Annotated in this window: 16 protein-coding genes and 1 pseudogene; 8 read left to right on the forward strand and 9 right to left on the reverse strand. The window is 42.1% G+C overall.

Annotated features, from left to right (window positions below):
- Window positions 1-153: 153 nt before the first annotated feature.
- From MUO14_RS10895 to MUO14_RS24300, 4 genes are all read left to right on the forward strand, one after another.
- On the forward strand, window positions 154-609 hold the full coding sequence (locus MUO14_RS10895; protein WP_244755241.1) for a MarR family winged helix-turn-helix transcriptional regulator: 456 nt from the start codon (window positions 154-156) through the stop codon (window positions 607-609).
- Entirely contained in the window at window positions 578-1,780 is a 1,203-nt protein-coding gene (locus MUO14_RS10900) for an MFS transporter (protein WP_244755242.1), read from the forward strand. The genes MUO14_RS10895 and MUO14_RS10900 overlap by 32 nt, the downstream gene beginning before the upstream one ends.
- Window positions 1,781-2,034: 254 nt before the next feature.
- Window positions 2,035-2,397 carry a DUF488 domain-containing protein gene (locus tag MUO14_RS10905; RefSeq protein WP_244755243.1) on the forward strand — a complete coding sequence of 121 codons (363 nt, stop codon included), beginning with the start codon at window positions 2,035-2,037 and terminating at the stop codon, window positions 2,395-2,397.
- Between the two features lie 12 nt (window positions 2,398-2,409).
- A complete protein-coding gene (locus MUO14_RS24300; RefSeq protein WP_255822192.1) occupies window positions 2,410-2,544 on the forward strand; it encodes a hypothetical protein in 135 nt (44 codons plus the stop codon).
- A gap of 42 nt (window positions 2,545-2,586) precedes the next feature.
- On the opposite strand, the gene MUO14_RS10910 is transcribed toward MUO14_RS24300, so the two are convergent.
- A complete protein-coding gene (locus MUO14_RS10910) occupies window positions 2,587-3,936 on the reverse strand; it encodes a dipeptidase (protein WP_244755244.1) in 1,350 nt (449 codons plus the stop codon).
- Between the two features lie 370 nt (window positions 3,937-4,306).
- Between MUO14_RS10910 and MUO14_RS10915 the strand changes: the two genes are divergently transcribed.
- Complete coding sequence (locus MUO14_RS10915; RefSeq protein ID WP_244755245.1) at window positions 4,307-5,947, forward strand: SLC13 family permease; 1,641 nt, start codon at window positions 4,307-4,309, stop codon at window positions 5,945-5,947.
- Window positions 5,948-6,254: 307 nt separating this feature from the next.
- Here MUO14_RS10915 and MUO14_RS10920 read toward each other — a convergent pair whose 3' ends face one another.
- Window positions 6,255-7,109: a MurR/RpiR family transcriptional regulator gene (locus MUO14_RS10920; RefSeq protein ID WP_244755551.1), complete on the reverse strand. Its 855-nt coding sequence runs from the start codon at window positions 7,107-7,109 to the stop codon at window positions 6,255-6,257.
- Between the two features lie 138 nt (window positions 7,110-7,247).
- Between MUO14_RS10920 and gnd the strand changes: the two genes are divergently transcribed.
- Both gnd and gntK read left to right on the forward strand, forming a co-directional pair.
- Window positions 7,248-8,144 (forward strand): phosphogluconate dehydrogenase (NAD(+)-dependent, decarboxylating), encoded by an 897-nt coding sequence (gnd, locus tag MUO14_RS10925; protein ID WP_244755246.1) that lies wholly within the window; start codon window positions 7,248-7,250, stop codon window positions 8,142-8,144.
- Between the two features lie 72 nt (window positions 8,145-8,216).
- On the forward strand, window positions 8,217-9,758 hold the full coding sequence (gene gntK / locus MUO14_RS10930; protein WP_244755247.1) for a gluconokinase: 1,542 nt from the start codon (window positions 8,217-8,219) through the stop codon (window positions 9,756-9,758).
- A gap of 69 nt (window positions 9,759-9,827) precedes the next feature.
- Here the strand turns inward: gntK and MUO14_RS10935 are convergent, their stop codons facing one another.
- The 3 genes and pseudogenes from MUO14_RS10935 to gltB form a co-directional block, all read right to left on the reverse strand.
- Window positions 9,828-11,879: a catalase gene (locus MUO14_RS10935; protein WP_244755248.1), complete on the reverse strand. Its 2,052-nt coding sequence runs from the start codon at window positions 11,877-11,879 to the stop codon at window positions 9,828-9,830.
- A gap of 242 nt (window positions 11,880-12,121) precedes the next feature.
- Window positions 12,122-13,608: pseudogene (locus tag MUO14_RS10940) on the reverse strand (glutamate synthase subunit beta).
- A 24-nt stretch (window positions 13,609-13,632) separates the two neighbouring features.
- On the reverse strand, window positions 13,633-18,225 hold the full coding sequence (gltB, locus tag MUO14_RS10945; RefSeq protein WP_244755249.1) for a glutamate synthase large subunit: 4,593 nt from the start codon (window positions 18,223-18,225) through the stop codon (window positions 13,633-13,635).
- Between the two features lie 353 nt (window positions 18,226-18,578).
- Between gltB and MUO14_RS10950 the strand changes: the two genes are divergently transcribed.
- The gene (locus tag MUO14_RS10950) at window positions 18,579-19,640 is read left to right on the forward strand and encodes a DmpA family aminopeptidase (RefSeq protein WP_244755250.1); all 1,062 of its coding nucleotides are present in this window, start codon (window positions 18,579-18,581) and stop codon (window positions 19,638-19,640) included.
- Window positions 19,641-19,717: 77 nt separating this feature from the next.
- On the opposite strand, the gene purU is transcribed toward MUO14_RS10950, so the two are convergent.
- From purU to MUO14_RS10970, 4 genes are all read right to left on the reverse strand, one after another.
- On the reverse strand, window positions 19,718-20,617 hold the full coding sequence (gene purU, locus MUO14_RS10955; RefSeq protein WP_244755251.1) for a formyltetrahydrofolate deformylase: 900 nt from the start codon (window positions 20,615-20,617) through the stop codon (window positions 19,718-19,720).
- Between the two features lie 257 nt (window positions 20,618-20,874).
- A complete protein-coding gene (locus tag MUO14_RS10960; protein WP_244755252.1) occupies window positions 20,875-21,873 on the reverse strand; it encodes a S8 family peptidase in 999 nt (332 codons plus the stop codon).
- A 1,374-nt stretch (window positions 21,874-23,247) separates the two neighbouring features.
- Window positions 23,248-23,955, reverse strand: a complete 708-nt coding sequence (locus MUO14_RS10965) for an ATPase (protein ID WP_244755253.1) — start codon at window positions 23,953-23,955, stop codon at window positions 23,248-23,250.
- A 4-nt stretch (window positions 23,956-23,959) separates the two neighbouring features.
- Window positions 23,960-24,547, reverse strand: a complete 588-nt coding sequence (locus tag MUO14_RS10970) for a cob(I)yrinic acid a,c-diamide adenosyltransferase (RefSeq protein ID WP_244755254.1) — start codon at window positions 24,545-24,547, stop codon at window positions 23,960-23,962.
- Window positions 24,548-24,549: the final 2 nt, after the last annotated feature.

The raw sequence follows: 24,549 nt of genomic DNA on the forward strand, positions 1-24,549 counted from the left end.
TCTAAGCGCGCAAGTAGATTGTCAGAAGCTAATGTTCATCACAGGAAGCAATTAACTTAAAGGTTTATCCCCCTTTACAAACAGCCCAAGATCTTATATTATGTTCTTTATGCACATTTACTTACCTAGGTAAATAATCAGGGAGTGAAAACATTGAAACCTTCTAAGCATCACCTATTACACCTTTTGAATCAACAAGTCCGTACATTGAATAAACAAGTTAATGAAAAGTTAAAAGACCACGAGTTATATTTCTCACAGTGGTCTATTCTTTATTGTTTGTTCAAAAATGGACCGATGACACAAACAGCTATCTGGCAGTACTTGAATGTCGAAGCACCTACTGTCACAAGAACAATTACGCGGCTGGAACAAAACGGCTGGGTTTTACGTGAACCAGGACCTGATAAAAGAGAGCGAATCATCAAGATAACAGAAGCATCACAGGCTAAAGTAGAACAATTGGTTGAGGTTATCAGAACTTATGAAGAAAATTTAATTGGATTAACCGAACAGGAAGAAGAGCAATTGAGATTGCTTCTGAATAAACTTGGACTTAAGGAGCGGAAAAACAACTATGAAGAACACACGAAATCCGATTTGGACTAAAAGCTTTTTAAGTATATCTTTGATACATTTCATAGTTTTTATCACTTTTTATACACTACTAACAACATTACCTATTTATGTAATGGAAAACCTTGGCGGGAGCGGAGCACAGGGTGGGTTACTCGTCACAATGATGCTAGTAGCCGCAATCGTCGTCCGGCCATTCTCTGGTAAGCTACTTGAAAATATTGGAAAAAAGAGGGCGCTTTACTTCTCAGTTATTCTATTTGCGGCAACCACATTCTTGTATATGTGGATTACACAGTATGAGGCATTATTGGCTTTAAGGTTCTTTCATGGGCTTTCGTTTGGTGTACTGACAACAGCAACTGGAGCTATTGCTGCTGATGTCATTCCACCTGAACGGCGCGGGGAAGGTCTAGGGTATTTCGCCATGGCGATGAACTTAGCTGTAGTTGTAGGGCCATTTATTGGTTTAACCCTGCTCCAATTCACTTCTTTCTATATGTTATTTTTTACTTTAAGTATATCGATGGTCATTGGAGTGATTTGTTCATATATGGTTCACGTACCAAATCAACTGGAACAATCCCCTCTCCCTGCTAGAAACAAGCTTTCAATCCATGATTTATTTGAAGTAAAGGCCATACCTATTGCGCTTATCAGCAGTTTAGTAGCTTTTGCCTACTCAGGGATTATTTCATTTATTTCGGTTTATGCAAATTCTCTAGGATTAGCGGCTGCTTCCAGCTACTTCTTTCTCGTCTTTGCTTTTGTTATGATTTTATCCCGTCCTTACCTGGGGCGTACCTTTGATGTAAAGGGGCCGAATTTTGTCATTTTACCTTGCTTACTTATATTTGCTATTGGCTTAGTAAGTCTAAGCTTTATTCAATCTGCGTGGGGATTACTAGTATCCGCTGGGTTAATCGGTTTGGGATATGGATCATTACTGCCAAGCTTCCAAACGATGGCTATTCAGGCAACTTCTGATCATCGAAGCGGTCATGCTACAGCCACATTTTTCACTTTATACGATACAGGAATTGCCATTGGATCCTACGTATTAGGTCTTCTCATTGCTTTTGCAAGCTTTTCGACACTTTATATATTCTGTGCAGTTATTGTAATGATTGTGTTTGGTTTACTTTTCTTTCAACAGTCTAGACAGAGGAAAAATAAGGAGGTACATTCCTCCATAAACGCTTAAGAAAAAGCCGCCATTTGGTCGGTTTTTTCTTAAGCTTTCTGAGTCGAATAACACTTAAATCATTGCGATCATTCCCATTCCCCATATAAAAAAGATAAGTGAACTTTATGTTTAACACTTTTTAAGTTTGGATGGCATCATCCTGAGTCAATGTGCTAATTTTATAACTCAATTTATTCTTTCCCTCAACAGGAATGAACCCTACTCATTCAGGGTATAGCAATACTATACAATACTTCTGGGATGGTGATAGGATGTCTGTCGTACTTAAACGAATCTATGATGATGACACTCGTACAGGTGGTAATAGAATACTAGTTGACGGTGTTTGGCCGCGAGGTATATCAAAAGAAGATGCCGACCTTGATGAATGGATGAAGGATATCGCACCAAGCTCTCCACTAAGAAAGTGGTTCAACCATGACCCCGAGAAATTCAATGAGTTTAAGAAGTCGTATAAAGAGGAAATTCAGCAAAGCTCTGAACGGACGGAAAAACTTGATGAACTAAAAAAGATGGCTGACGGTGAGCGGCTTATCCTCCTTTTTGCAGCCAAAGAAACGAAGTACAACCATGCTGTTGTACTTAAGGAATTAATTGAAGAGAATTTAACTTGAGGTGGTGACGGCGTGCAAGAGCATGTAGGCAATTGCAGTCAGTGCGGTAAGGAAGTCTTTTGTTTAGATGGGTTTTTAAATGGTGTGGTTTCTGAAGACAAATCGCTTTATTGCTTCGAATGTGCAGATAAAAATGAAGATTCGTGACAGTAAAGGGCAGCTTCGACATGAAGGCTGCCCTCAATCCTGTTAGAGACTCTCCAAATATTCACAAACTGTTTCTATACCCTGGGTAAAGTTATCTAAGTGAAAGTGTTCATTTGGTGCATGCAGATTTTCCGATGGCAAACCAAATCCCATCAGGACAACAGGAGCTTCAAGTAGTCTTGCGAACACCTCAACTATTGGGATTGATCCGCCTTCTTTAGGAAAAAGCGGTCTGACGCCATAAACCTTCTCATACGCATCTGAGGCTTTTTGGATCATAGGCTCCTGTGAATTTAATGAAACCGGTTTTGCTTGAATTAACGAATTTACTGTGATGCGGCTTCCTTCTAGTTTATGTGCTTTCATATGCTGTTCAATACGCTCATAAACCTTCTGAGGGTCCTGCTCACCCACAAGACGGCAGCTTATTTTCGCACTTGCTTCACTAGGTACGATTGTTTTAATGCCTTCCCCTTGAAAACCGCCGGTGACCCCATTGATCTCTAAAGTCGGCCGAATCCCCGTTTGCTCCTGGAAGGTGAATCCTCTTTCTCCATACAGCGAATCTAATTCTAATTCTTGCATCGCTTTTTCTTCATCAAAAGGTATGGCTGCTACTTCTTTTCTTAGGCCCTCCGTTACAGTCGGAACTCCTTCATAAAACCCTTTGACAGTTACTTTCCCCTTTTGGTCGTGGAGGGAGTCGAAAATGTGAACGAGCGAATGAATGGCGTTAGGAACACCGCCTCCATATGAACCGGAATGCAAGTCTGTATTGGCAGTTTTCACCCCTACCTCCATAGCAAGAGCCCCTCGCAATACTGTACATATCGCCGGCTGCCCTTTTTCAATAAAAGAGGTGTCGGAAATCAGCACAGCATCAGCGGAAAGCTGCTCTATATTCTTATCAATAAAAAGTGGGAGGTGTGGGCTGGCAATTTCCTCTTCCCCCTCTATGCAGAACTTTACATTGACTGGCAGAGATCCACGTTCGACCATAAGTAGTTCTAGTGCTTTAATATGAATAAACAGTTGTCCTTTATCATCTGTCGCTCCTCGAGCATAGATTTTACCGTCCTTAATATCGGGCTCAAATGGCTTTGAATCCCATAGCTCAAGTGGATCTGCAGGCTGAACATCATAGTGACCATAAATAAGAACCGTCGGTTGATCAGCAGCATGAAGCCAGTCCGCATAAACGATTGGATGGCCGTCGGTTTCAATAATCTCGATGTTCTCCATACCTACTTTCTCCAGAGCATTCGCTACCCAGGTGGCTCCTTCCCTAACATCTTGTTTATGTTCTGATAAGGAAGAAATACTCGGTATTCTTAAAAAGTCCTGCAGTTCCTCTAAAAATTTGTCTTTATGTAACTGTACTTGTTCTCTCATCAATCGGAACCTCCCATAATTGCTATTAGAGAATGTTCAAAAAGTCACCAAATGATTAAAGGTGAATTTCTTCGTTGCTCAGTTTTTCCGGTCCTTACGTATGAAAGGCATACGCTGTGGCCCTCAAAACGTTTGCGCCTCGAGCTTCTTACGACGCACAGGGAACGTGCTAGTGTCGACTTTGTCACAGTATATGACGTTGTTTTTTTGTCGACGTTCTCATTCGTTAACTTTTTGAACACACACTATTATGAATCCATTATAATGGAGTGAGAGGATAATATACAAAAATATCCTAGTATAAAACACTTGAAATTCGGACGATTTCGTAATAGTTTAAAAGTTCACACACCTAAAAGGAGGCCAACCTATGAAATATGCACTTTCCCACTGGTGGAATGATATGTGGAAACTCCACCAGCAGGCAAAAGATCTGCTAAGCTTTTTTGTAAGCGGAAACACAGGCAGTTCTTTTGCAGAAAAAAACCAAAAAGAAGACGATAATGGGGGCGGTGAGCCGCCAGTCCACTATAAACCAGCGCAAAAAATCGGCCTTTGGCTTGGTCCATTGTTATTTGCTCTTACGATGATCCTTTTCAATCCAGAAACCTTATCAAGTGAAGGACAAGCTATTTTAGCCTCGACCATTTGGATCGCGACATGGTGGATTAGTGAAGCTATACCTATTCCCGTTACTTCACTTTTACCTATCGTGCTGTTCCCGATCACTGGAGGACTAGATCTTGACGCAACGACTTCTTCCTACGGCTCTGATACCATTTTCTTATTTATGGGTGGATTTATTATTGCACTTGCAATGGAACGCTGGAACCTACATAAGCGAATCGCTCTTGCTATCATATCAGCGATCGGGACAAATACGGAGCGCATCATTCTTGGTTTCATGGTCGCTACCGGGTTTCTGTCGATGTGGATCTCAAATACAGCTACTGCAATGATGATGGTCCCTATCGGTCTGGCTATTATTTATCAAGTGGCGGACTCGCTTAAGAATGACCCGATTGATACATCTAAAGAAAACTTCAACTTTGGTAAAGCTCTTATGCTGGGGATTGCCTACTCTGCCTCAATTGGCGGACTTGGTACATTAATCGGCACGCCACCAAATACGATCTTTGCGGGTACCATTGATGAACTTTATGGCATAGATATTTCCTTTGCCCGCTGGATGTTGTTTGGTGTACCAATTGCGATTGTTCTAATGGCTATTGCTTGGGTGTACCTAGTGAAGGTTGCCTATCCTATGAAGCTAAGAGAAATACCTGGTGGACGTAAAGTTATCTCCGAAGAAAGAAAAGCACTAGGCAACATGAGTTATGAGGAAAAGGCAGTAATGACCGTGTTTGTCATCACTGCTTTAGCATGGATCTCACGTTCATTTATCCTTGCCCCCCTCGTACCGGGCATTGACGATGCAGTTATTGCGATAGCTGCCTCTATTGTCTTATTTATTGTTCCAGCCCGACATAAGGAAGCGAAATCACTAATGAACTGGGACACAGCAAAGGAGCTGCCTTGGGGTATCCTCTTACTCTTTGGTGGTGGGTTGGCTATTGCAGCTGGATTTAGAGACTCTGGTCTGGCTCAATGGATTGGAGAACAGTTAACTGTATTAGAAGGTGTATCCTTCTTCATAATCTTGCTGGCTGTGATTGCATTAGTTATTTTCTTAACTGAAATTACATCAAATACAGCAACAGCGACGATGATGTTCCCGATTATGGCCTCCCTTTCTGTCGCGATTAATGTACATCCATACAGTTTAATGATTGGTGCTGGAGTAGCAGCATCATGTGCATTTATGCTGCCAGTGGCCACGCCTCCAAACGCGGTAGTATTTGGGTCAGGCTATCTGAGAATTCCTGACATGGCAAAGGCAGGAGTTTGGTTAAACATCATTTCCATTTTCATATTAGCCATAGCCGTTTATTTTCTTATTCCATTGGTATGGGGAATTACACTGACGGAGTTTCCTAGCAACCTAAGATAATGCAAAAGGCCCTCGAAATTTTCATTTCAAGGGCCTTTTACATTTTTCCCCACCTCAGGTCATCCAGATTATGGATGACCTGAGGTGGTTTACTATAGATGAATAGGTTAAAACAATGAAATAATGAAGCCTATGACCACGATTAGTCCAATTATCATTAATATTGTTCGTAGCATAAGAACACCCTCTTTTCGCTGTAGTTAATTTCCCTTTCCCTTATTATGCACGTTATGAAACAATTCAATATAAAATCGTACCTTTTTCCTGCATAAAGCGGTATAATCTGGCCTACATCTCTTGAAAATTCTTATAGTCGCTTTAACGACATGGCCTTACGCATATCTTGCAATGCCTGCTTTCCCTCTTGTTCTTTAGCTATCATCACGTTCGTGTAGAGAGCATCAATTATACTCAATTGGGCGATTCGTGACGAAAAAGCTTCTGAACGGAAATCAGTCTCCTCTGCCACCGTATAAAGAGGAATATCCGCTTCCTTCGTCAGCGGTGACTTCGCAAAGTTGGTAATGCAGATCGTTTTCACTTCGTTCTCCTTCAAAACTTGCATCACATCTAGAGTATCTTTTGTTGATCCCGAATGTGAAATTACTACAGCCACATCCTCCTTCGTAAGCTGTGATGCAGACATAAGCTGCATGTGGGATTCAAGTTGTGCACTCACTAGGAGCCCACTGCGAATAAATTTATGATAGCAATCCAATGCTACTACAGCAGAGCCCCCACAACCATAGAAGTCAATTTTACGAGCCTTTAACATGGCGCTAACCGCTTCTGTTATCGCTGTACCATCAATAATCTGCAGGGTGCTTTCAAGCGTTTTTATATTCGAACGAAAAACTTTTTCAGAAACCGTAGAGACACTGTCGCCTTCGTTTATTTTTTCATGAATATCTTTTATGGGTGTCACAATTTCTGCAGCAAGGGCAATTTTTAAGGCCTGATACCCCTTAAAGCCAATGCGTTTACAAAAGCGGAAAACTGTTGACTCCGCCACCCCCAACTCGTCTGAAACTTGGTTAATCGTGTGGTGAATAATTGTTTCTGGGTTATTGAGAATGTAATCGGCTATTTTCTTTTCCTTTTCACTAAATTTTCCATAGCTGCTTCTAATTCTCGCTAATCCATGTTGTGCTTCATTCTCCATCATTCGATCCCTCGCTTTTCCTTACTACTTGTATTATATAAGAAAAAAAGTTTTTTTAAATGAATTGAATACGGAAAAATTTTTGATATACTTATTTTATAATGAAAAATTATTCTTTTTCCCTAAGGAGGAATATATATGAAAGTCGGCATGGTAGGCCTAGGAAAAATGGGCTTAAACTTAACATTGAATTTATTGGATCATGGTCATGAGGTTGTTGGGTACGATACAGATTTAACAGTACAAGAAAAAATCTCATATGAACAGTTCTCTTATCAAGACTCTTTAGCCAAGCTTGTCAGTGAACTGCCAACCCCTCGCGTCGTGTGGATGATGGTTCCTGCAGGTGATGTAACGGAAAACGTTATAAGTGAATTGACAAACCAATTAGAAGCTGGGGACATGTTAATTGACGGCGGAAACTCCAATTATAAAGAAACATTAAGACACGCAGAAACCCTAAAAGAAAAAGGCATGTACTTCTTCGATTGTGGGACAAGTGGGGGGACAGACGGAGCCAGGAATGGTGCTTGTACAATGGTAGGTGGCCATCCCGATAAATTTAAGCATATCGAACCGCTTTTTGAAGCTGTTTCTATCGAGAATGGCTACCTCTATACTGGAAAACCAGGCAGTGGGCACTTTTTGAAAATGATTCACAACGGCATTGAATATGGCATGATGCAGTCGATTGCTGAAGGGTTCGATATCCTTAACAAAAGTGAATTTGATTATGACTACGAAAAGGTTGCTAAAGTGTGGAATCACGGGTCAGTTATTCGTTCATGGTTAATGGAATTAACAGAACAAGCCTTTTCTAAAGATGCGAATCTCGATGAAATAAGAGGTGTAATGAACTCCTCAGGTGAAGGAAAATGGACGGTTGAAACGGCCCTTGATCACCAAGTAGCTGCCCCCGTTATCGCTTTATCGTTAATGATGCGTTATCGCTCACTGGAGGATGACACGTTCACAGGAAAAGTAGTTGCTGCTTTACGTAATGAATTTGGCGGCCATGCCATCGTTAAGAAATAGAAAGAACACACTGGGCAGGGATGCAACTGCCCTTTTTCTTTTATTGGAATCATATACAAAAGGAGGTATAGAATGAACGCACAGTATTATTTAGGCGTTGACATTGGTACAACAAGTACAAAGTCAGTTCTTTTTAACAAAAAAGGTGGAATCATTACACAACATACGATTAACTATCCCCTGCATACTCCGAACCCTTTAGTTGCCGAACAGGACCCAAATGAAATCTTTGAGGCTGTACTTGAAACCATTCGGGAAGCTATTAAGAAAGGCGGAATAGCCACAAGTCAGATTCAATTCATTTCATTCAGTTCAGCCATGCACAGTTTAATTGCAGTTGACGAATATGGCTCATTATTAACAAACAGCATTACATGGGCAGATACACGAAGCGCCGAATATGCAACAGACATAAAAGAAAACCACAATGGACACGAGATTTACTTGCGGACAGGCACACCCATTCACGCCATGTCTCCTCTATCAAAATTAGTTTGGCTAAAGGCAGAAGAACCAGATATCTTTGCCAAAGCAGCTAAATTCATTTCCATTAAAGAGTACGTCTTTTATAAATTATTTAATGAGTATGTTGTCGACTACTCGATAGCTTCTGCAACAGGATTGTTTAATCTAGAAGCACTGGATTGGGACCAAGAGGCCTTGAAATTGACAGGGATTACGCCTAACCACCTATCTGCCCTTGTGCCAACAACTCACTCTTTAACTGGCTTAAAATCAGAATATCAGCGGCTGTTAGGATTGTCTGACCATATTCCCTTTATTATCGGGGCTAGTGACGGCGTGCTTTCGAATCTCGGCGTCAATGCGATTGACCCTGGAGTGATCGCCGTAACCATTGGCACAAGCGGAGCAATCCGTACGGTTTCAAGTGAACCCAGAACAGATCCTAAAGGACGTATTTTTTGTTATGCGTTAACAGAAGATCACTGGATTATTGGAGGTCCTGTAAATAATGGTGGTATGGTGCTAAGATGGCTGCGGGACGAATTTGCAGCCTCTGAAGTCGAAACGGCCAAACGCCTTGGGATCGATCCTTATGATGTGTTGACAAAAATTGCTTCATCAATTGAGCCTGGCTCCGATGGCCTTATCTTCCACCCCTTCCTTACAGGAGAGCGTGCTCCGTTATGGAACTCGAGTGCCCGTGGTTCCTTCTTTGGGTTAAGTATTCACCACAAGAAGCAGCACATGGTTCGTGCAGTTTTGGAAGGAATCGTCTATAATCTGTACACCGTTCTGTTAGCTCTTGAAGAATTAACTGGTGAGCCAAAACGTATTCAAGCCACTGGCGGTTTTGCACGATCAGAGATGTGGAGACAAATGATGACCGACATTTTTGATAAGCCTGTGGTTGTCCCTGAAAGCTATGAGAGCTCTTGCCTGGGGGCTGTTGTACTTGGCATGTATGCTACAGGTGAGATTAACGATTTCAGCATTGTATCTGACATGATCGGCCACACACATACACACAAGCCAGACGAAAAGACGACAGGAGTTTATAGAGAGCTTCTCCCTATTTACATTCGCCTGTCTCGTTTGCTTGAAGAAGAATATGAATCGATTTCCAACTTCCAACGTAAACACATTAAATGAATGCATATAAAAAGCAGCTTGGACCTGCCTTATAGACAAACACCAAGCTGCTTTTCTAAAATACGAATTTTAAGCTAATTGACGATCCCAGAAACGATGAGCAGCAACCGCCTCACTAAATTCCTTCGCAAATTCACTTGAATCTTCATCCCCGAGGACAACACCTGGACTTTTTTCTAGATCAGCCTTTTTCAACCACTTCTTCCCTTCATGTGTTGCTCCGATTGGTTTAAAGTGCTTAAATGCTTCATCAATAAAGTACATCGCATCCTGATGGAATTTTTGACTCACACTATTGCCACCAACGACATAGACCGCATCAAACAGTACCGAGTCAGCCGTCAAAAAGGTGTGGTCCACATTGAACTCTGCGTTATCTGATCCCTTCACCATCCCTAGCTTATCGCTAACGATTTCAGGAATAACACCTTCAACCTTCAATGCAGCTAGCACGGAGGACACCTCAGCTCCATCAAACCCTTCAGAGATAAGAACGGCTACTTGTCTAGTCGACGGGGTTTTCTTCGTATTTTCTTGACTTAGCGCAGGAGAAGTTTTTGTAACATCCGATCCTCCGCCCTGTGGAGGATTGACACCAATGTTATCTGCGATTGCTTTCGCCAGATCGAGGCTCACATTAGCAAACATATCAACGTTTTGTTGTTGCACAGATTTGCTTCCCACTTTTCCAAGCTCAAAACTGAATCCGGAAATAATATGTTTCTTCTCAGTTTCACTCATACTGTTCCAGAATAGGGTAGCCTGTGAAAAATGATCTTTAAAGCTCTCACTGCGGCTTCTCACCTTGCGCCCCTCCACCTTTTCCTGGTAATGAACATAGCCACCTTCGTCTTCAGTTGAAGTCGCCGGTGTATTATTAGCGAGAGAATTATTATGGTAGCTCACTGGTCCTTTATTAATCGTCATACGACTATAGCCATCACGCTGATTATTGTGATAAGGACAAACAGGTCTATTGATCGGCAGCTCATGGAAATTCGGCCCACCAAGGCGAATCAACTGTGTATCCGTATAGGAAAACAAACGTCCCTGCAGGAGTGGGTCATTTGAAAAATCTATACCTGGCACAACATTTCCAGGGTGGAATGCCACTTGTTCTGTTTCGGCAAAAACATTATCGACATTACGGTTTAACGTCATCTTACCAATGATTTTGACAGGTACATCTTCTTCAGGCCACAGCTTCGTTGCATCAAGAATATCAAAGTCGAATTTGAATTCATCCTCCTCTTTAATAATCTGGACACCAAGCTCAAATTCCGGATAATTACCCGCTTCAATCGATCCATATAAATCTCCACGATGGAAATCTGGATTTTTCCCGCCGATTTTTTGTGCCTCATCCCATACAAGAGAATGTGTTCCGAGCACAGGCTTCCAATGGAACTTCACAAAATGTGCCTCACCTTTGTCATTTACAAAACGGAATGTGTGCACACCGAACCCTTCCATCATCCTGAAACTTCTTGGAATTGCTCGATCTGACATCGTCCACATCACCATATGGGCAGCTTCTTGATTATTTGCGACAAAATCCCAAAACGTATCATGGGCAGTGGCCGCCTGAGGCATGCCGTTATGAGGTTCTGGCTTAAATGAATGAACTAAATCCGGGAATTTAATCGCATCTTGGATGAAAAATACAGGGATATTGTTCCCAACTAAATCATAATTTCCTTCTTCCGTATAAAATTTTGTAGCAAAGCCCCGTGCATCACGAGCGGTTTCTGGAGAACCTTTTGAACCTGCTACCGTTGAGAACCGAACGAAAACAGGAGTTTTAACTGATGGATCCTGTAAAAAGCCTGCTTTGGTATATTCCTTCATAGATTCATAGACTTGAAATTCTCCATGGGCAGCAAACCCGCGGGCATGTACAGCTCTTTCAGGAATTCGCTCATGGTCAAAATGTGTCATCTTTTCGCGAAAGTGGAAGTCCTCCATAAGGGTCGGTCCACGCTCTCCCGCTTTCAAGGAAAATTCGTCCTCCGACACTTTAACTCCTTGGTCAGTCGTCATCTTCTTGTCTCTATCATCTGCTCTAAACTGTTCCAGTTGTTTATTTTTTTTATTGTTTCTTCCCTTGTGGTCGTCGCTCATACATCTAATCCTCCTTAAGAAATTAAAATGTAACTACTATTTTCTAATACCCATAATAAAACGAAGTAAACTCTTAATCTTGAAAAAATTCACTCTGTGTGCAAGTACAAAAAACCAAAAACTTCCACCTCAGGTCATCCATAAAATGGATGACCTGAGGTGGAAGTTTTTGGAGATAGAATCATAAAAAAACCCACTCTTCAAATAGAGTGGGTCAAAAATAATTATGAATCAACAGCATCCTATGGCAAGACAGTTTCTCCCATTAAATAACGATCACATTCACGGGCAGATTCTCTTCCTTCATTGATTGCCCAAACAATCAAGCTTTGACCGCGACGCATATCACCAGCAGAGAAAATTCCTTCTTCGCTTGTCCTATATTCTCCATATTCCGCTTTTACATTTGTACGGTCATCTGTTTCAATTCCAAGTTTTTCGATGAGGTCCTGCTCAGGTCCGCTGAATCCGATCGCTAATAGAACCAGATCGGCTTTCCAGACTTTTTCAGTACCAGGAATCTCTCTGCGTGATCGATTCCCTTTTTCATCAAATACTAGCTCCACGTTAACGGTGTGGACTTCCTTCACACGGCCATTCTCATCACCAACAAATTTCTTGGTCATGACTGAATAGGCTCTTGGGTCACGGCCAAATATGGATCCCGCTTCCTTTTGTCCGTATTCGACACGGTGAACGATCGGGTACTGAGGCCATGGGTTTGTAAGGTCATCACGGTCTTCCATTTTCTTATCGTAAATATCAAACTGTGTTAGACTCTTACAATTGTGGCGAACAGATGTTGAAATACAGTCCGTACCTGTATCCCCCCGCCAATAACAATGACGTCTTTCCCTTCTGCTGAAATGTAATTTTCATCTTCAAGATTTGAATCTAGTAAACTCTTCGTATTGGCATGAAGGAAATCCATTGCGTAATGAATGCCTTTCAGTCCTCTTCCCTCTGCCTCGATATTTCTTGGAATCGTTGCTCCACCACAAAGAATAATAGAGTCAAACTCCTCACGCAGGCGGGAGACCGGATAATCCCGTCCTACTTCTGTATTGGTAACGAATTTAATTCCTTCCTGTTCTAAGATATTCACACGACGCTCCACGACGGAATAAGGAAGCTTCATCTCAGGGATGCCATACGTCAGCAAGCCCCCTATACGGTCATTTCGTTCAAAAACAGTTACCGTATGTCCTGCTTTATTTAGTTGAGCTGCTGCCGCCAAACCTGCTGGTCCTGAACCGACCACCGCAACCTTCTTACCTGTGCGGCTTGCAGGCGGTTCTGGTAGCACCCAGCCTTCGTCAAACCCTTTTTCAATAATGGAACGTTCTACTGTACGGATCGCAACAGGTGGCTCATTGATGCCGAGTACACATGCTCCTTCACATGGCGCAGGACAGGCAAAGCCGGTGAACTCAGGAAAATTATTCATTTCATGTTCTTTTTGTAAAGCTTCTTTCCACTGTCCTTTATATACAAGGTCATTCCACTCTGGGATTAAATGATAGACGGGACATCCTGTTGTCGAACCATTGATCTCCATTCCTGTATGACACGTAGGGACGCCGCAATCCATGCAGCGTGCTCCCTGTTTTTGAACCTCTTCATCCGACATAGGAATGGTGTAATCTTTCCAATCCTTTGTCCGTTCAGCCGGATCTCGTTCAGTTTGAGACTGACGTTGATATTCCATAAATCCAGTAGATTTCCCCATCGTATCCCCTCCTTATCTATAGGTTTAAGCTTCTACAGGCTTCTTCTCTTGTTTGCTTTCTTCAAATGCTTGCATTTCAGCATCAAACTTGGTTAATCCTTCTTGCTTCAAGACTTTAATTCTATTTTGTACTTCTAGATATGCTTTTGGAATAACACGTTTAAACATCGGTACAATATCGTCCCAATCTTCAAGAATACGTTGTCCCTTTGGACTGTGCGTGTAAAGTACATGCTTTCTCACTAGTTCGTGTAATTCTTCGATTTCCTGCCGGTCGGTTAATTGCTGGACGTGCACAAGCTCTTTATTACACTTTCTCTCGAAGGCTGCTTCTGAATCATCCATCACGTAGGCGACACCCCCGGACATTCCAGCACCGAAGTTTCGGCCTGTGCCTCCAAGGATAACAACCTTTCCACCTGTCATATATTCACAGCCGTGGTCGCCAACACCTTCCACAACGACTTCAGCACCACTATTTCTTACACAGAAACGTTCCCCAGCAAGTCCGTTGATATAGGCTTCACCATCCGAAGCACCATAGAGTGACACATTCCCGATAATCGTATTTTCTTCTGGGAGGAATGTAGATTTCCTTGAAGGATGAACGATGATCTTGCCGCCAGATAAGCCTTTTCCAACATAGTCATTGGCATCTCCAACGAGTCTCAATGTCATTCCTCTCGGGATAAAGGCTCCGAAGCTCTGTCCTGCCGAACCTTTAAACGTCAATTGAATGGTATCTTCTTTTAAGCCGGCCGCTCCGTATCGTCTAGTAATCTCACTACCAAGAATGGTTCCTGTTACACGGTGGATGTTTCTGATCGATCCTGTACTTGTAACCGGCTCTTGGTTTTCGAGCGCCTTTTTACATAATGGGATGAGTTCTTCACGGTCGACTGTCTTATCCAAGCCGTGATCCTGCTCATACATGGCATAATGGCCTACTTCTGGAGAAACTTCCGGTTGGTAAAGCAGGGCCGATAAATCTACACCTTTTGCCTTCCAATGATCAATCGCTTCATTGGCTTGCAGTACGTCCGATCTTCCAATCATTTCATTAATTGTTCTAAACCCAAGTTCTGCCATAAGCTCACGTGCTTCCTGGGCAATAAAACGCATGAAGTTTGCGACATGCTCGGGATCGCCGCCGAACTTTTTCCTAAGCTCAGGGTTTTGGGTAGCTACACCTACGGGGCATGTGTCGAGATGACAAACGCGCATCATTACACAGCCAAGTACAACGAGTGGAGCCGTAGAGAAGCCATATTCCTCAGCACCTAGAAGGGTCGCGACAACAATGTCACGTCCTGTCATCATTTTCCCGTCCGTTTCAACGACGATACGATCCCGCAAACGGTTAAGCATCAAGGTTTGGTGGGTTTCGGCTAAACCAATTTCCCATGGCAGCCCCGTGTGTTTAAGACTCGTTCTAGGAGCCGCACCTGTTCCGCCATCATAACCGCTAATTAGCACGAGATCCGCTCGGCCTTTGGCTACACCGGCGGCTATCGTTCCTACTCCAACAGCCGAGACGAGCTTTACGCTTACACGTGCTCTAGGGTTGGCGTTTTTCAAGTTATGAATCAGCTCAGCTAAATCCTCAATCGAATAAATATCGTGGTGTGGCGGTGGTGAAATCAGTTCTACACCAGGTGTGGATCCGCGTACTTCTGCAATCCATGGGTAAACTTTCTTCCCTGGGAGGTGTCCGCCCTCGCCTGGCTTCGCACCTTGGGCAATTTTAATTTGAATCTCATCCGCATTCACAAGATAGTGGCTGTTTACTCCGAAGCGTCCTGATGCCACTTGCTTAATCGAACTTCGGCGCGAATCACCATTCTCATCTGGAGTAAAACGGTCAGGATTTTCTCCGCCTTCTCCTGTATTACTGCGCCCGCCGACACGGTTCATTGCAATCGCAAGGGCCTCGTGAGCTTCCTCGCTGATTGATCCGTAAGACATTGCACCTGTTTTGAACCTTCTTGTAATCTCTTCTACAGACTCTACCTCTTCAAGAGGAATAGGCCTCCGTTCCTTAAAGGAAATAAGTCCACGCAGTGATTGCAAGTTGCTCGTTTCGTCTGTTAGCAGTTTCGAATAGTCTTTAAAAAGGTTGTAATTATTCGTACGGCATGCATGCTGAAGGGTATGGATCGTTTTAGGATTATACTGATGATCTTCTCCATCTGCTCGATATTGGAACTCATCCCCTGCATCAAGTGTTTTCCCGCTGAGTCTTTGTTTACTAAATCCGCGTTCATGGCGCATGCGTACTTCTTTTTCAATAATATCTAAGCCAATTCCGCCAAGACGAGATGCCGTTCGTGTGAAATACTTGTCAATCACATCAGTGTGGATCCCCACTGCTTCAAAGATTTGTGCTCCACGGTAACTTTGGATTGTTGATATTCCCATTTTCGAAAGGACTTTTATAACCCCATCCGTAACAGAGTGAATGTAACGATCCACTGCTTCATCTAATGAAGCAACCGCGATATCTCCCTTTTCGATGAGCGCATCTAACGATTCATACGCTAAATACGGATTGATTCCTTCTGCCCCATAACCAAGAAGCGTAGCAAAATGGTGCACCTCACGCGGCTCGCCTGACTCAACCAGCAAACTCACCTTCGTTCTCGTTCCTTGACGAATTAAATGATGGTGCAAACCTGATACAGCTAGCAATGCCGGCATTGCTGCGTGGTTCTCATCAATCCCCCGATCAGATAAAATGAGTAAGGTCGTACCTTTTTCAATCGCTTGATCAGCCTGTTTAAACAAAGCATCAAGTGCATGCTCCATCTGATCAGATTGATTTGCAGTATTAAACAGAATCGAAAGTGTTTCTGTTTGAAAGCCTTCAAGTTTTTGTTGACGCAGCTTATCTAATTCGGGGTTTGTTAAGATCGGCGTTTCTAACTTTATTTTTCTACACGATTCTGGCTGTGGGTTCACTAAGTTCCCTTCTGCGCCAATCGTGGTCTCAACCATTGTTATGATCTTTTCACGGATCGCATCAATCGGCGGGTTCGTCACTTGGGCAAAAAGCTGTTTAAAGTAGCTGTATAAAAGCTGAGGCTTTTTGGAAAGAACGGCGAGTGGAGAATCATAGCCCATTGACCCAACGGGGTCTTTTCCATCTGAAACAAGTGGAATCAATATTTTATTTAGTTCCTCGGTTGTATAACCAAAAGCCAGTTGATGATCAATCAAATTTTCAATTCGCGTACTTGGGTGATGCATAGGCTCAGGTAAATCTTCCAGGTCCCACTTGTACTCTTCTAACCATTCTCTATAAGGTTTTTCACCAGAAATCTCCAGTTTAATGTCTTCATCAGGAATAATCTTCCCTTTTTCCAAATCAACAAGAAGCATTTTCCCAGGATGAAGTCTATCTTTATATGCAATATCGTCAGCGAAAATGTCTAACGCGCCAACTTCGGATCCAAGGACAATCATGCCATCCTTCGTTACATAATAACGGGCCGGGCGTAAACCATTCCGGTCTAAACAAGCTCCGATTTGCTTTCCATCTGTATAAGCAAGAGCAGCAGGTCCGTCCCATGGCTCCATTAAGCAACTATGGTATTCATAGAAATCCTTCTTCTCCGGATGGATCGTATCATCATTTGACCAAGGCTCAGGTACCATCATCATTGCCGTATGAGCAAGTGATCGTCCAGATAAATAAAGGAATTCAAACGCATTATCGAACATCGAGGAATCACTGCCATTCGAATCAATAACAGGCAGCAACTTTTGGAGGTCTTCTTCATTGAAGTATTCCGATTCGCAAAGTTCCTGACGAGCCCGCATCCAGTTCACATTACCTCTTAACGTATTAAATTCACCATTATGAATCGTAAAACGGTTCGGGTGGGAACGTTTCCAACTAGGGAACGTATTTGTGCTGAAGCGTGAATGTACTAAAGCAAGAGCCGTTTTGAAATCAGGGTGGTTCAAATCAATATAAAAGGAATCTAGTTGTTCAGGTACGAGCATTCCCTTGTAAACAATCGTGCTCGTTGACAAGCTGCATAAATAAAAGTCATCAAAGCCTTCCATCTTTGCAATCATCATCTCAGCGCGCTTGCGGATAATATAAAGTCTGCGCTCAAATTCCATTCTGTCTTTAATGCCTTCACTAGGCGCAACAAATGCCTGACGAATAAACGGTTTTGTCTTTTTAGCGTCATTACCTACAAAGGAATCGTTAACGGGTACGGTACGCCAGCCAAGGAAAGTTTGTCCCTCTTCCTTTACAATATCTTCAAAGATTTCCTTACACTTCATTCGTGTATCGTGATCGTATGGGAGAAATAACATTCCCACACCATATTCGCCTTCTGCAGGCAGCTCTATATCTTCTTTTTCACATTGTTTCTTAAAAAAGTAGTGAGGAATTTGCGTTAGTATTCCCGCTCCGTCCCCTGTACTTACATCAGCAGCTTGGCCTCCCCGGTGTTCCAGGTTACATAGGATTGTTACTGCATTTTCAACAATACTATGTGATTTTGTCCCATCTATGTTTGCGATCATGCCGATCCCGCAAGCTTCATGTTCAAAGTCAGGATGATATAACCCTTGCGGAATAGGATAGCCATTTTTTTGCATAACAGGTCCCCCTCATCTATTCATTGTAAAAAAGTTAAAATTCTGTCTTTTAAAGTTTTTTATTAGTATAGCATGAAAATAATCTGTATTCACTAGGAAGGGACGCTTAAAACGCCAATTCCAACATATTTATCTGAATATTACAATTAATTACACCTTTACAAAACTCCTGTCTTTATTGACCTCGAATATGAACCTCTAAAATGTAAGCGCAATCAAAATTCTTCGGAAATTTTTTTGAAATTTTTTTGAAAGAAACGAAATTAAGCATATATTTCAGTTTAAAAGGGTTGTTTTGACAACGTACCGAAATAATAATAGTAAGAAGCAGAAATTAGGAGTGGTCATGTACAATGCGAAAACAAAGGAGAATACGAGATTATGATGTGGAAGTCGGCCAATTGCAACCGGGCAGACTAAATTCAATTACGGATGTTGAAGGAGTTACGGTGGGCCATGTCACGCTAAGTAACGAAGGGATGCAGACAGGAGTGACAGCCATTATCCCTCACCAAGGGAATCTGTTTAAAGAGAAACTGATCGCCTCAAGTCATGTGATTAACGGCTTTGGTAAAACCATGGGGACGATTCAAGTAGAAGAACTAGGTACAATTGAAACGCCAATTATTTTAACGAATACGTTCAATACCAGTACAGCTTCCTTGGCACTGACAGAATATATGATGGCAGAAAATCCGGAGATCGGCAGAACGACTGGAACAATTAACCCCGTAATTGGTGAATGTAATGATATGTACCTTAATGATATTCGTGCTCAATTTGTAGAGAAGCACCACGTTTTGACAGCATTAGATTCAGCCACCTCCGAATTTGAGGAAGGGGCTGCTGGGGCAGGAGCAGGAATGCTTTGCTACTCGCTAAAAGGGGGAGTCGGAACCGCTTCGCGAAAAATTGAACTTGAGCACGGAACCTATACGATAGGGGTTTTAGTATTGGCGAATTTCGGTATGTTAAGCGACTTAACGATTAATGGAAGGACTCTAGGCATGGAGTTGCGCGAAGCTCTCCTTCGCCTTCCAGAGGAAAAGGATAAAGGATCGGTTATGATAATTGTTGCAACAGACCTTCCCGTCTCGGAAAGACAGCTTAATCGAATGATCAAGCGTACCGTAACAGGATTATCTCGTACAGGTTCAAACATTTCGAATGGAAGTGGTGATATTGTCATCGGATTTTCAACAGCAACGAAAATCCCTCACGAAAAACCAAATCATTGTTTGTCCATTCCTACGATTCATGAGGAGGATATCGATCTCCCGTTTCGAGCCGTTGGTGAAGCCACTGAGGAGGCTATACTGAATGCTTTAATTACGGCACGACATACTGTAGGCAGGGATGGTCATATGCGGCCCACCCTATCAGACTTGCTTGTAAAACATGACATCCAACTATGATTTCTTAAACCGTTAGCAACCACTTAAGTAAAGAAAAGGAGAACGGCCTAAAGCCTCTCCTTTTCTAACCCCCTCATTCACAAAACAATTGTCTTGTTCTCATGGACAATTAAACGATCCTCTATTGCCCATTTCACGCCACGAGCCAGGACGCTGCGCTCAACAGACCGACCTTTTTTCTTCAAATCCTCTACTGTATCACGATGATCAACTCGAATAATATCTTGTTCAATGATAGGGCCTTCATCCAAATCATTTGTCACATAATGTGCAGTGGCCCCTATTAGCTTCACCCCTCGCTCAAAAGCACGCTTATGCGGGTTTGCTCCAACAAAGGCCGGTAAGAAGGAATGATGGATGTTAATAATTTGAGCTTGATGGGCGCGAACAAATTCCGGAGTTAAGATTTGCATATAACGAGCCAGCACGATCAGGTCTACCTCGTAATCTTTTAATAGCTGCAATTGCTTTGCTTCTACCTCTTTACGAATATCCTTATTTGCAGGTATATAATAGAAAGGAATATTAAAGGATTCAACAATCTCGCGGCATTCTTCATGATTACTAACTACGAGAACAACATCTGTCATAAGGTCTCCACTCTGCCACTCCAGTAACAGCTCTCGTAAACAATGCAGTTCTTTTGATACAAAAATGGCGGCCTTTTTGACATCATAGAGAAAATTGATTTCCCATTCCATAGAAAATTTATAAGCAACCTCTAAAAATTGCTTCTCAAGCTTTTTTCTCTTTTCCTGCAAGTTCGGGCACTCAAACTCCATACGGAGAAAGAAGATCCCATTCTCTGGATCAGTTGTGTATTGATTGGACTCGATGATATTAGCATCGTGTTCACCTAAGTACAGGGATATGGCTGACACGATGCCGGGTTGGTCGGGGCATTTGACTAGTAGACGCCCCTTATTTCTATTATTTTCTTTAAATGTATCGATGTGGTGTTGAATATATGACTTCATATCGGACTCCTCTCTTTTATAGTATTTATTATAGTGTTAACACGAACATATATAAATAGACGATAGCTACTTTATTATTCCCTTTGCAATAAGATTGATAAACAAAAAATCCAACCTGCAAAAGTTTTGGTATAGGCGAGAAAAGCATTTAACCCTGCAACTTTTATGAGTTGCAGGGATTTCTTTTTGAAATCTTATGAGACTATCATTATGTTCATAAGAAAAGGGCCTCTTTAAAGAGGCCCTTTTCTTATGAATTATTTGGTAGAGTAAGAGGGTGTTGTAGTCTCCTGTTTTCTATTATGAGTACTAAATAAACTCTCTAACTTATCCTGAAAGGCTAACGATACAAGCCCGTTTCCTTCTGCCACCTTGGAATGACCTAGTGAAACCGTCCGTTTTACCAACTGTGAGAAGATTTCAGCTTCCGTCATACGTCTTTGAAATTGTTCCTCTGCTAAACTAATGATCAAAGCTAAGGAGCCTGACACGTGCGGTGTAGCCATCGAAGTTCCAGATAGCTTTGCATACTTTCCTTCCAGATAGGTTGATAGAATATTCACACCAGGCGCTACGAGGTCGATCTCATTATTTGTATTGGTAAACTCTGCAAGGTTACGTTCAAAATCTACCGCACCTACTTGAATGACTTCGTTATAGGCACCAGGATAACCATATTCAGGTGTATCCTCACGACCATCGCCTGCATTTCCAGCGGCACAAACCACAGAAATGTCATTCTTCACGGCCTCTTGAATGACCGTATGCAGTTCAGGTATATCTTTAGGACCACCTAGGGACATCGACATGACTCTTACCTTTTCACCATTAGGCCCAGTCCAATTTGTCGCGTAATCAATGGCGTCAATGATCCACTGCATCTTTCCGCTTCCCTCTCCGGTCAGCACTTTTAAAACGAGAAGATTTGCTTGAGGAGCCGCTCCAACCACTCCATTTCCATCTTCAATCGCAGCGACGGTCCCGGAGACATGAGTTCCATGCCCATTATTGTCACTAAAATTCGTCTCGTCCCCATCATAATCTGTAGTAAAGTTCTTTCCCCCGATAATACGACCTTTAAGATCAGGGTGGTCTGTCTGGCAGCCCGTATCAATGATAGCTATGACATTCCCTTTACCCTGTTTTGTTCCTTCCCAAAGAGCAGGGGCTTCGATCATCTCAATTCCTTTAGGTACTTCTGAGGTCGCTTCCAACACTTCTTCCGTACGAAACGGAATTAATCTCACTTCGCTCATGAATTTCCCTCCTAGGATTGAATAGTTAAACTCCCTTTCAAAAGTACGAGCGTGCTAGATTTCCTATTATAGGAAATCTTATACGCTATTATATCATTTGATTAAATTCAGAATAATATGTCAATGTACTCAAAATATTCTATTCAACTAGTACTAAACACGTAAGTGCTTTTGTTTAGAGAAATATATTTTGTTTTATAAAGGGCTTGAGAGGTTATGTTAATGGAAGGGCATAGAATAGAGCCAAGCTCATCCGGTCATAGTTAGAGCTTGACTCTTCTTTATCTAGGGAGAACTAAGATACCCTGATGAGAAAATGGCTGATAACACGCGTTAACAGACCCATAATCAAAGAAATAATAATGCTAATACCCGTACTTCCTGTCAGGGATAAACCAATCTGAAATCCTACGACTAACATAATGCCTATTAAAATACTCACTACCATTCTCTGGTTTTTAGTAAGGTTCATAATAAAGCTCCTTTAAATATTTAACTCATCTCTCCCCGGGGGATAAAATAGAGTTATTTCAACAAATAATGAATGAATCTGTTTCTTTTCAATTTATAATTTAATTATCATTTTATCCGTTAAAAGCCAGACTTAACCGCTGCAATTTAATTTTCCGCGTTTCCGAAAGAATGTCCGTACAATTTTAGTTATTTAAAAAAGATTGTGTGTATCTGCTCTTTTTTCCACTCCTCGACACTATGTTAGGTGCTTTTGATCGGACAGGCGTTTTTAGATAAGCTTATTGCCGACTGACATTCGATTCAGTACTTCCGGAAATCTACAGCGAGTACGCCCTTACTAACCCTTATCCCTTCGGCTCCAACCCGTTAGCTTAATATTATAGTAAAAAGTGCCCCTTCAAGAGACACTTTGTTTAAATAGTTTCATTATCTACTTCATTTAATTTCATCGTTAGTTAACCTAAATGAATATTTCCCCGTGCCATCTGTACGTCATTTGAAAGTTGCAGCTTCACTTCCCAACTCTTGTTTTCACCTTCAAAAGAAAGAAAATTATCGTTATCACAAGCCCAAAGAAGGAAAGGGAAAACTAGTAATTAAGAACATTATTCTTCAAAATATGCCATCCTCATTCTAGTTGTATATAATATAGGTTTATGATACTTGAAATAATCAACCAATGGTAGGAATGCAGCAATTTTTCTACACATGTAAACTTATCAGTTGCCGCCATTAACTTGGTCGTGTTGTTAGTATCCTTGCGTAAACAGAAAAAAACCTCCGCCGTAATCGGTGAAGGTTCACTATCTGTCCAAGAAATGGGGAATAAGAAGAATATTTATTTATTAGGCACTGATTTACCGGTATGCAATGTGTTAGTGTAATCAAAAGTCAGAAACTTTAGTTTAAAAGAGTGATGTAGCTGCCAGCTAAATTCAATAACTCTCCCTTCCACTTCTGATCATAAGTAATCATAAAACTAGTTGATGGACCGCCAGAGGCTTTCTCGTCAAACGGAATTTCTAAATCCCTCTTCCCCCAGCCATTTCTTTTTTCCAACACCTCGACACTATGTTGAATCCCTTTTGAACCAACAGGCAAAGTTTCAAAAACCCAGTTTTGTTTTGTAATCGCTGCAAACAATTCAAGCGGAGCTATTTTTTCAGGATGGGAGAGAACATCCTTCCCGACAAGTGGCTCACCAATGAGAGCTACCCTACATATTTCCGGGGAAATACCTATTCTTTTTTCTGTAGAACCAACCCAGCCAAGTATAGATAAGCTTATCGCCGACTGACTCATTTCCATATTCGATTCAGTACTTCCGGTAATATCCAGAGAGTAACCAAGCGAATTCCCAAGGTTTCTAACGGTTTGTTCGAGCTCTCCCCACACCTCGTCGCCAACAAAATTACTGATCGTTACAGCAAACGGTGTTGCTCCTACTGCTAAACAATCCATTAATGACACACGAAACAAGGATTCCACAACTTTTTTATAAGAGACGTGAACCATGTCATCTGCTTTTAAACCAATCCCTCCTGCGTTATCAGTGGCTATGACAAGTTCACGTCCCCCCTCAATAGAAATAAACAATGGTTGTCCCATTTAATCACTCTTCGTCTTTCGATTTCTTATTTGGGGAACGGAATACTTTTGCACTGCGAATGTACTCGACATCCTTTGTTTCGAGGATCATATTCACATAGCGTGCCAGAGCAAAAAAGTAATCGGATAGTCGGTTCAAATAAGTCAGGCAGACAGGATGGATCGTTTCATGTTTTTGCAAGGAGACGACGAGGCGTTCGGCACGGCGAGTAATCGTCCGAGCGATGTGTAGCGTTGATGCTGCTGGTGATCCACCCGGTAAAATAAACCGCTCCAATTCTGGTGCTTGCTTAATGTAATCATCCATCCGTTGCTCCAGCCACTCAACACTCTCTTCTTGAAGCTTGAAGGGACGGTTTGACTTTTTATTTGCCAAATCACTGCCACAGTCGAACAGTTCATGTTGGATTTTCTCAAGTTCCTCTTGAACATCACTAAAGCGGGAATCTGTTAACTCTGAGCGTGCCTTCCCTACAAAACTATTCGCCTCGTCCACCGTCCCATAAGCTTCTACACGTACATCGTCTTTATCCACTCTGCCGCCGATAACGCTCGTTTGTCCCTTGTCACCTGTTTTTGTATATAATCTCATGT

Origin of the sequence: Halobacillus shinanisalinarum (assembly GCF_022919835.1) — a bacterium.
GTDB lineage: Bacteria > Bacillota > Bacilli > Bacillales > Halobacillaceae > Halobacillus_A > Halobacillus_A shinanisalinarum.

Excerpts from the sequence above, each read along its gene's own strand:
- MUO14_RS10900 (WP_244755242.1), top strand. The coding sequence starts at position 578 with ATGAAGAACACACGAAATCCGATTTGGACTAAAAGCTTTTTAAGTATA.
- MUO14_RS10905 (WP_244755243.1), top strand. The coding sequence starts at position 2,035 with ATGTCTGTCGTACTTAAACGAATCTATGATGATGACACTCGTACAGGT.
- MUO14_RS10910 (WP_244755244.1), bottom strand. The coding sequence starts at position 3,936 with ATGAGAGAACAAGTACAGTTACATAAAGACAAATTTTTAGAGGAACTG.
- MUO14_RS10915 (WP_244755245.1), top strand. The coding sequence starts at position 4,307 with ATGAAATATGCACTTTCCCACTGGTGGAATGATATGTGGAAACTCCAC.
- MUO14_RS10920 (WP_244755551.1), bottom strand. The coding sequence starts at position 7,109 with ATGGAGAATGAAGCACAACATGGATTAGCGAGAATTAGAAGCAGCTAT.
- gnd (WP_244755246.1), top strand. The coding sequence starts at position 7,248 with ATGAAAGTCGGCATGGTAGGCCTAGGAAAAATGGGCTTAAACTTAACA.
- gntK (WP_244755247.1), top strand. The coding sequence starts at position 8,217 with ATGAACGCACAGTATTATTTAGGCGTTGACATTGGTACAACAAGTACA.
- MUO14_RS10935 (WP_244755248.1), bottom strand. The coding sequence starts at position 11,879 with ATGAGCGACGACCACAAGGGAAGAAACAATAAAAAAAATAAACAACTG.
- gltB (WP_244755249.1), bottom strand. The coding sequence starts at position 18,225 with ATGCAAAAAAATGGCTATCCTATTCCGCAAGGGTTATATCATCCTGAC.
- MUO14_RS10950 (WP_244755250.1), top strand. The coding sequence starts at position 18,579 with ATGCGAAAACAAAGGAGAATACGAGATTATGATGTGGAAGTCGGCCAA.
- purU (WP_244755251.1), bottom strand. The coding sequence starts at position 20,617 with ATGAAGTCATATATTCAACACCACATCGATACATTTAAAGAAAATAAT.
- MUO14_RS10960 (WP_244755252.1), bottom strand. The coding sequence starts at position 21,873 with ATGAGCGAAGTGAGATTAATTCCGTTTCGTACGGAAGAAGTGTTGGAA.
- MUO14_RS10965 (WP_244755253.1), bottom strand. The coding sequence starts at position 23,955 with ATGGGACAACCATTGTTTATTTCTATTGAGGGGGGACGTGAACTTGTC.
- MUO14_RS10970 (WP_244755254.1), bottom strand. The coding sequence starts at position 24,547 with ATGAGATTATATACAAAAACAGGTGACAAGGGACAAACGAGCGTTATC.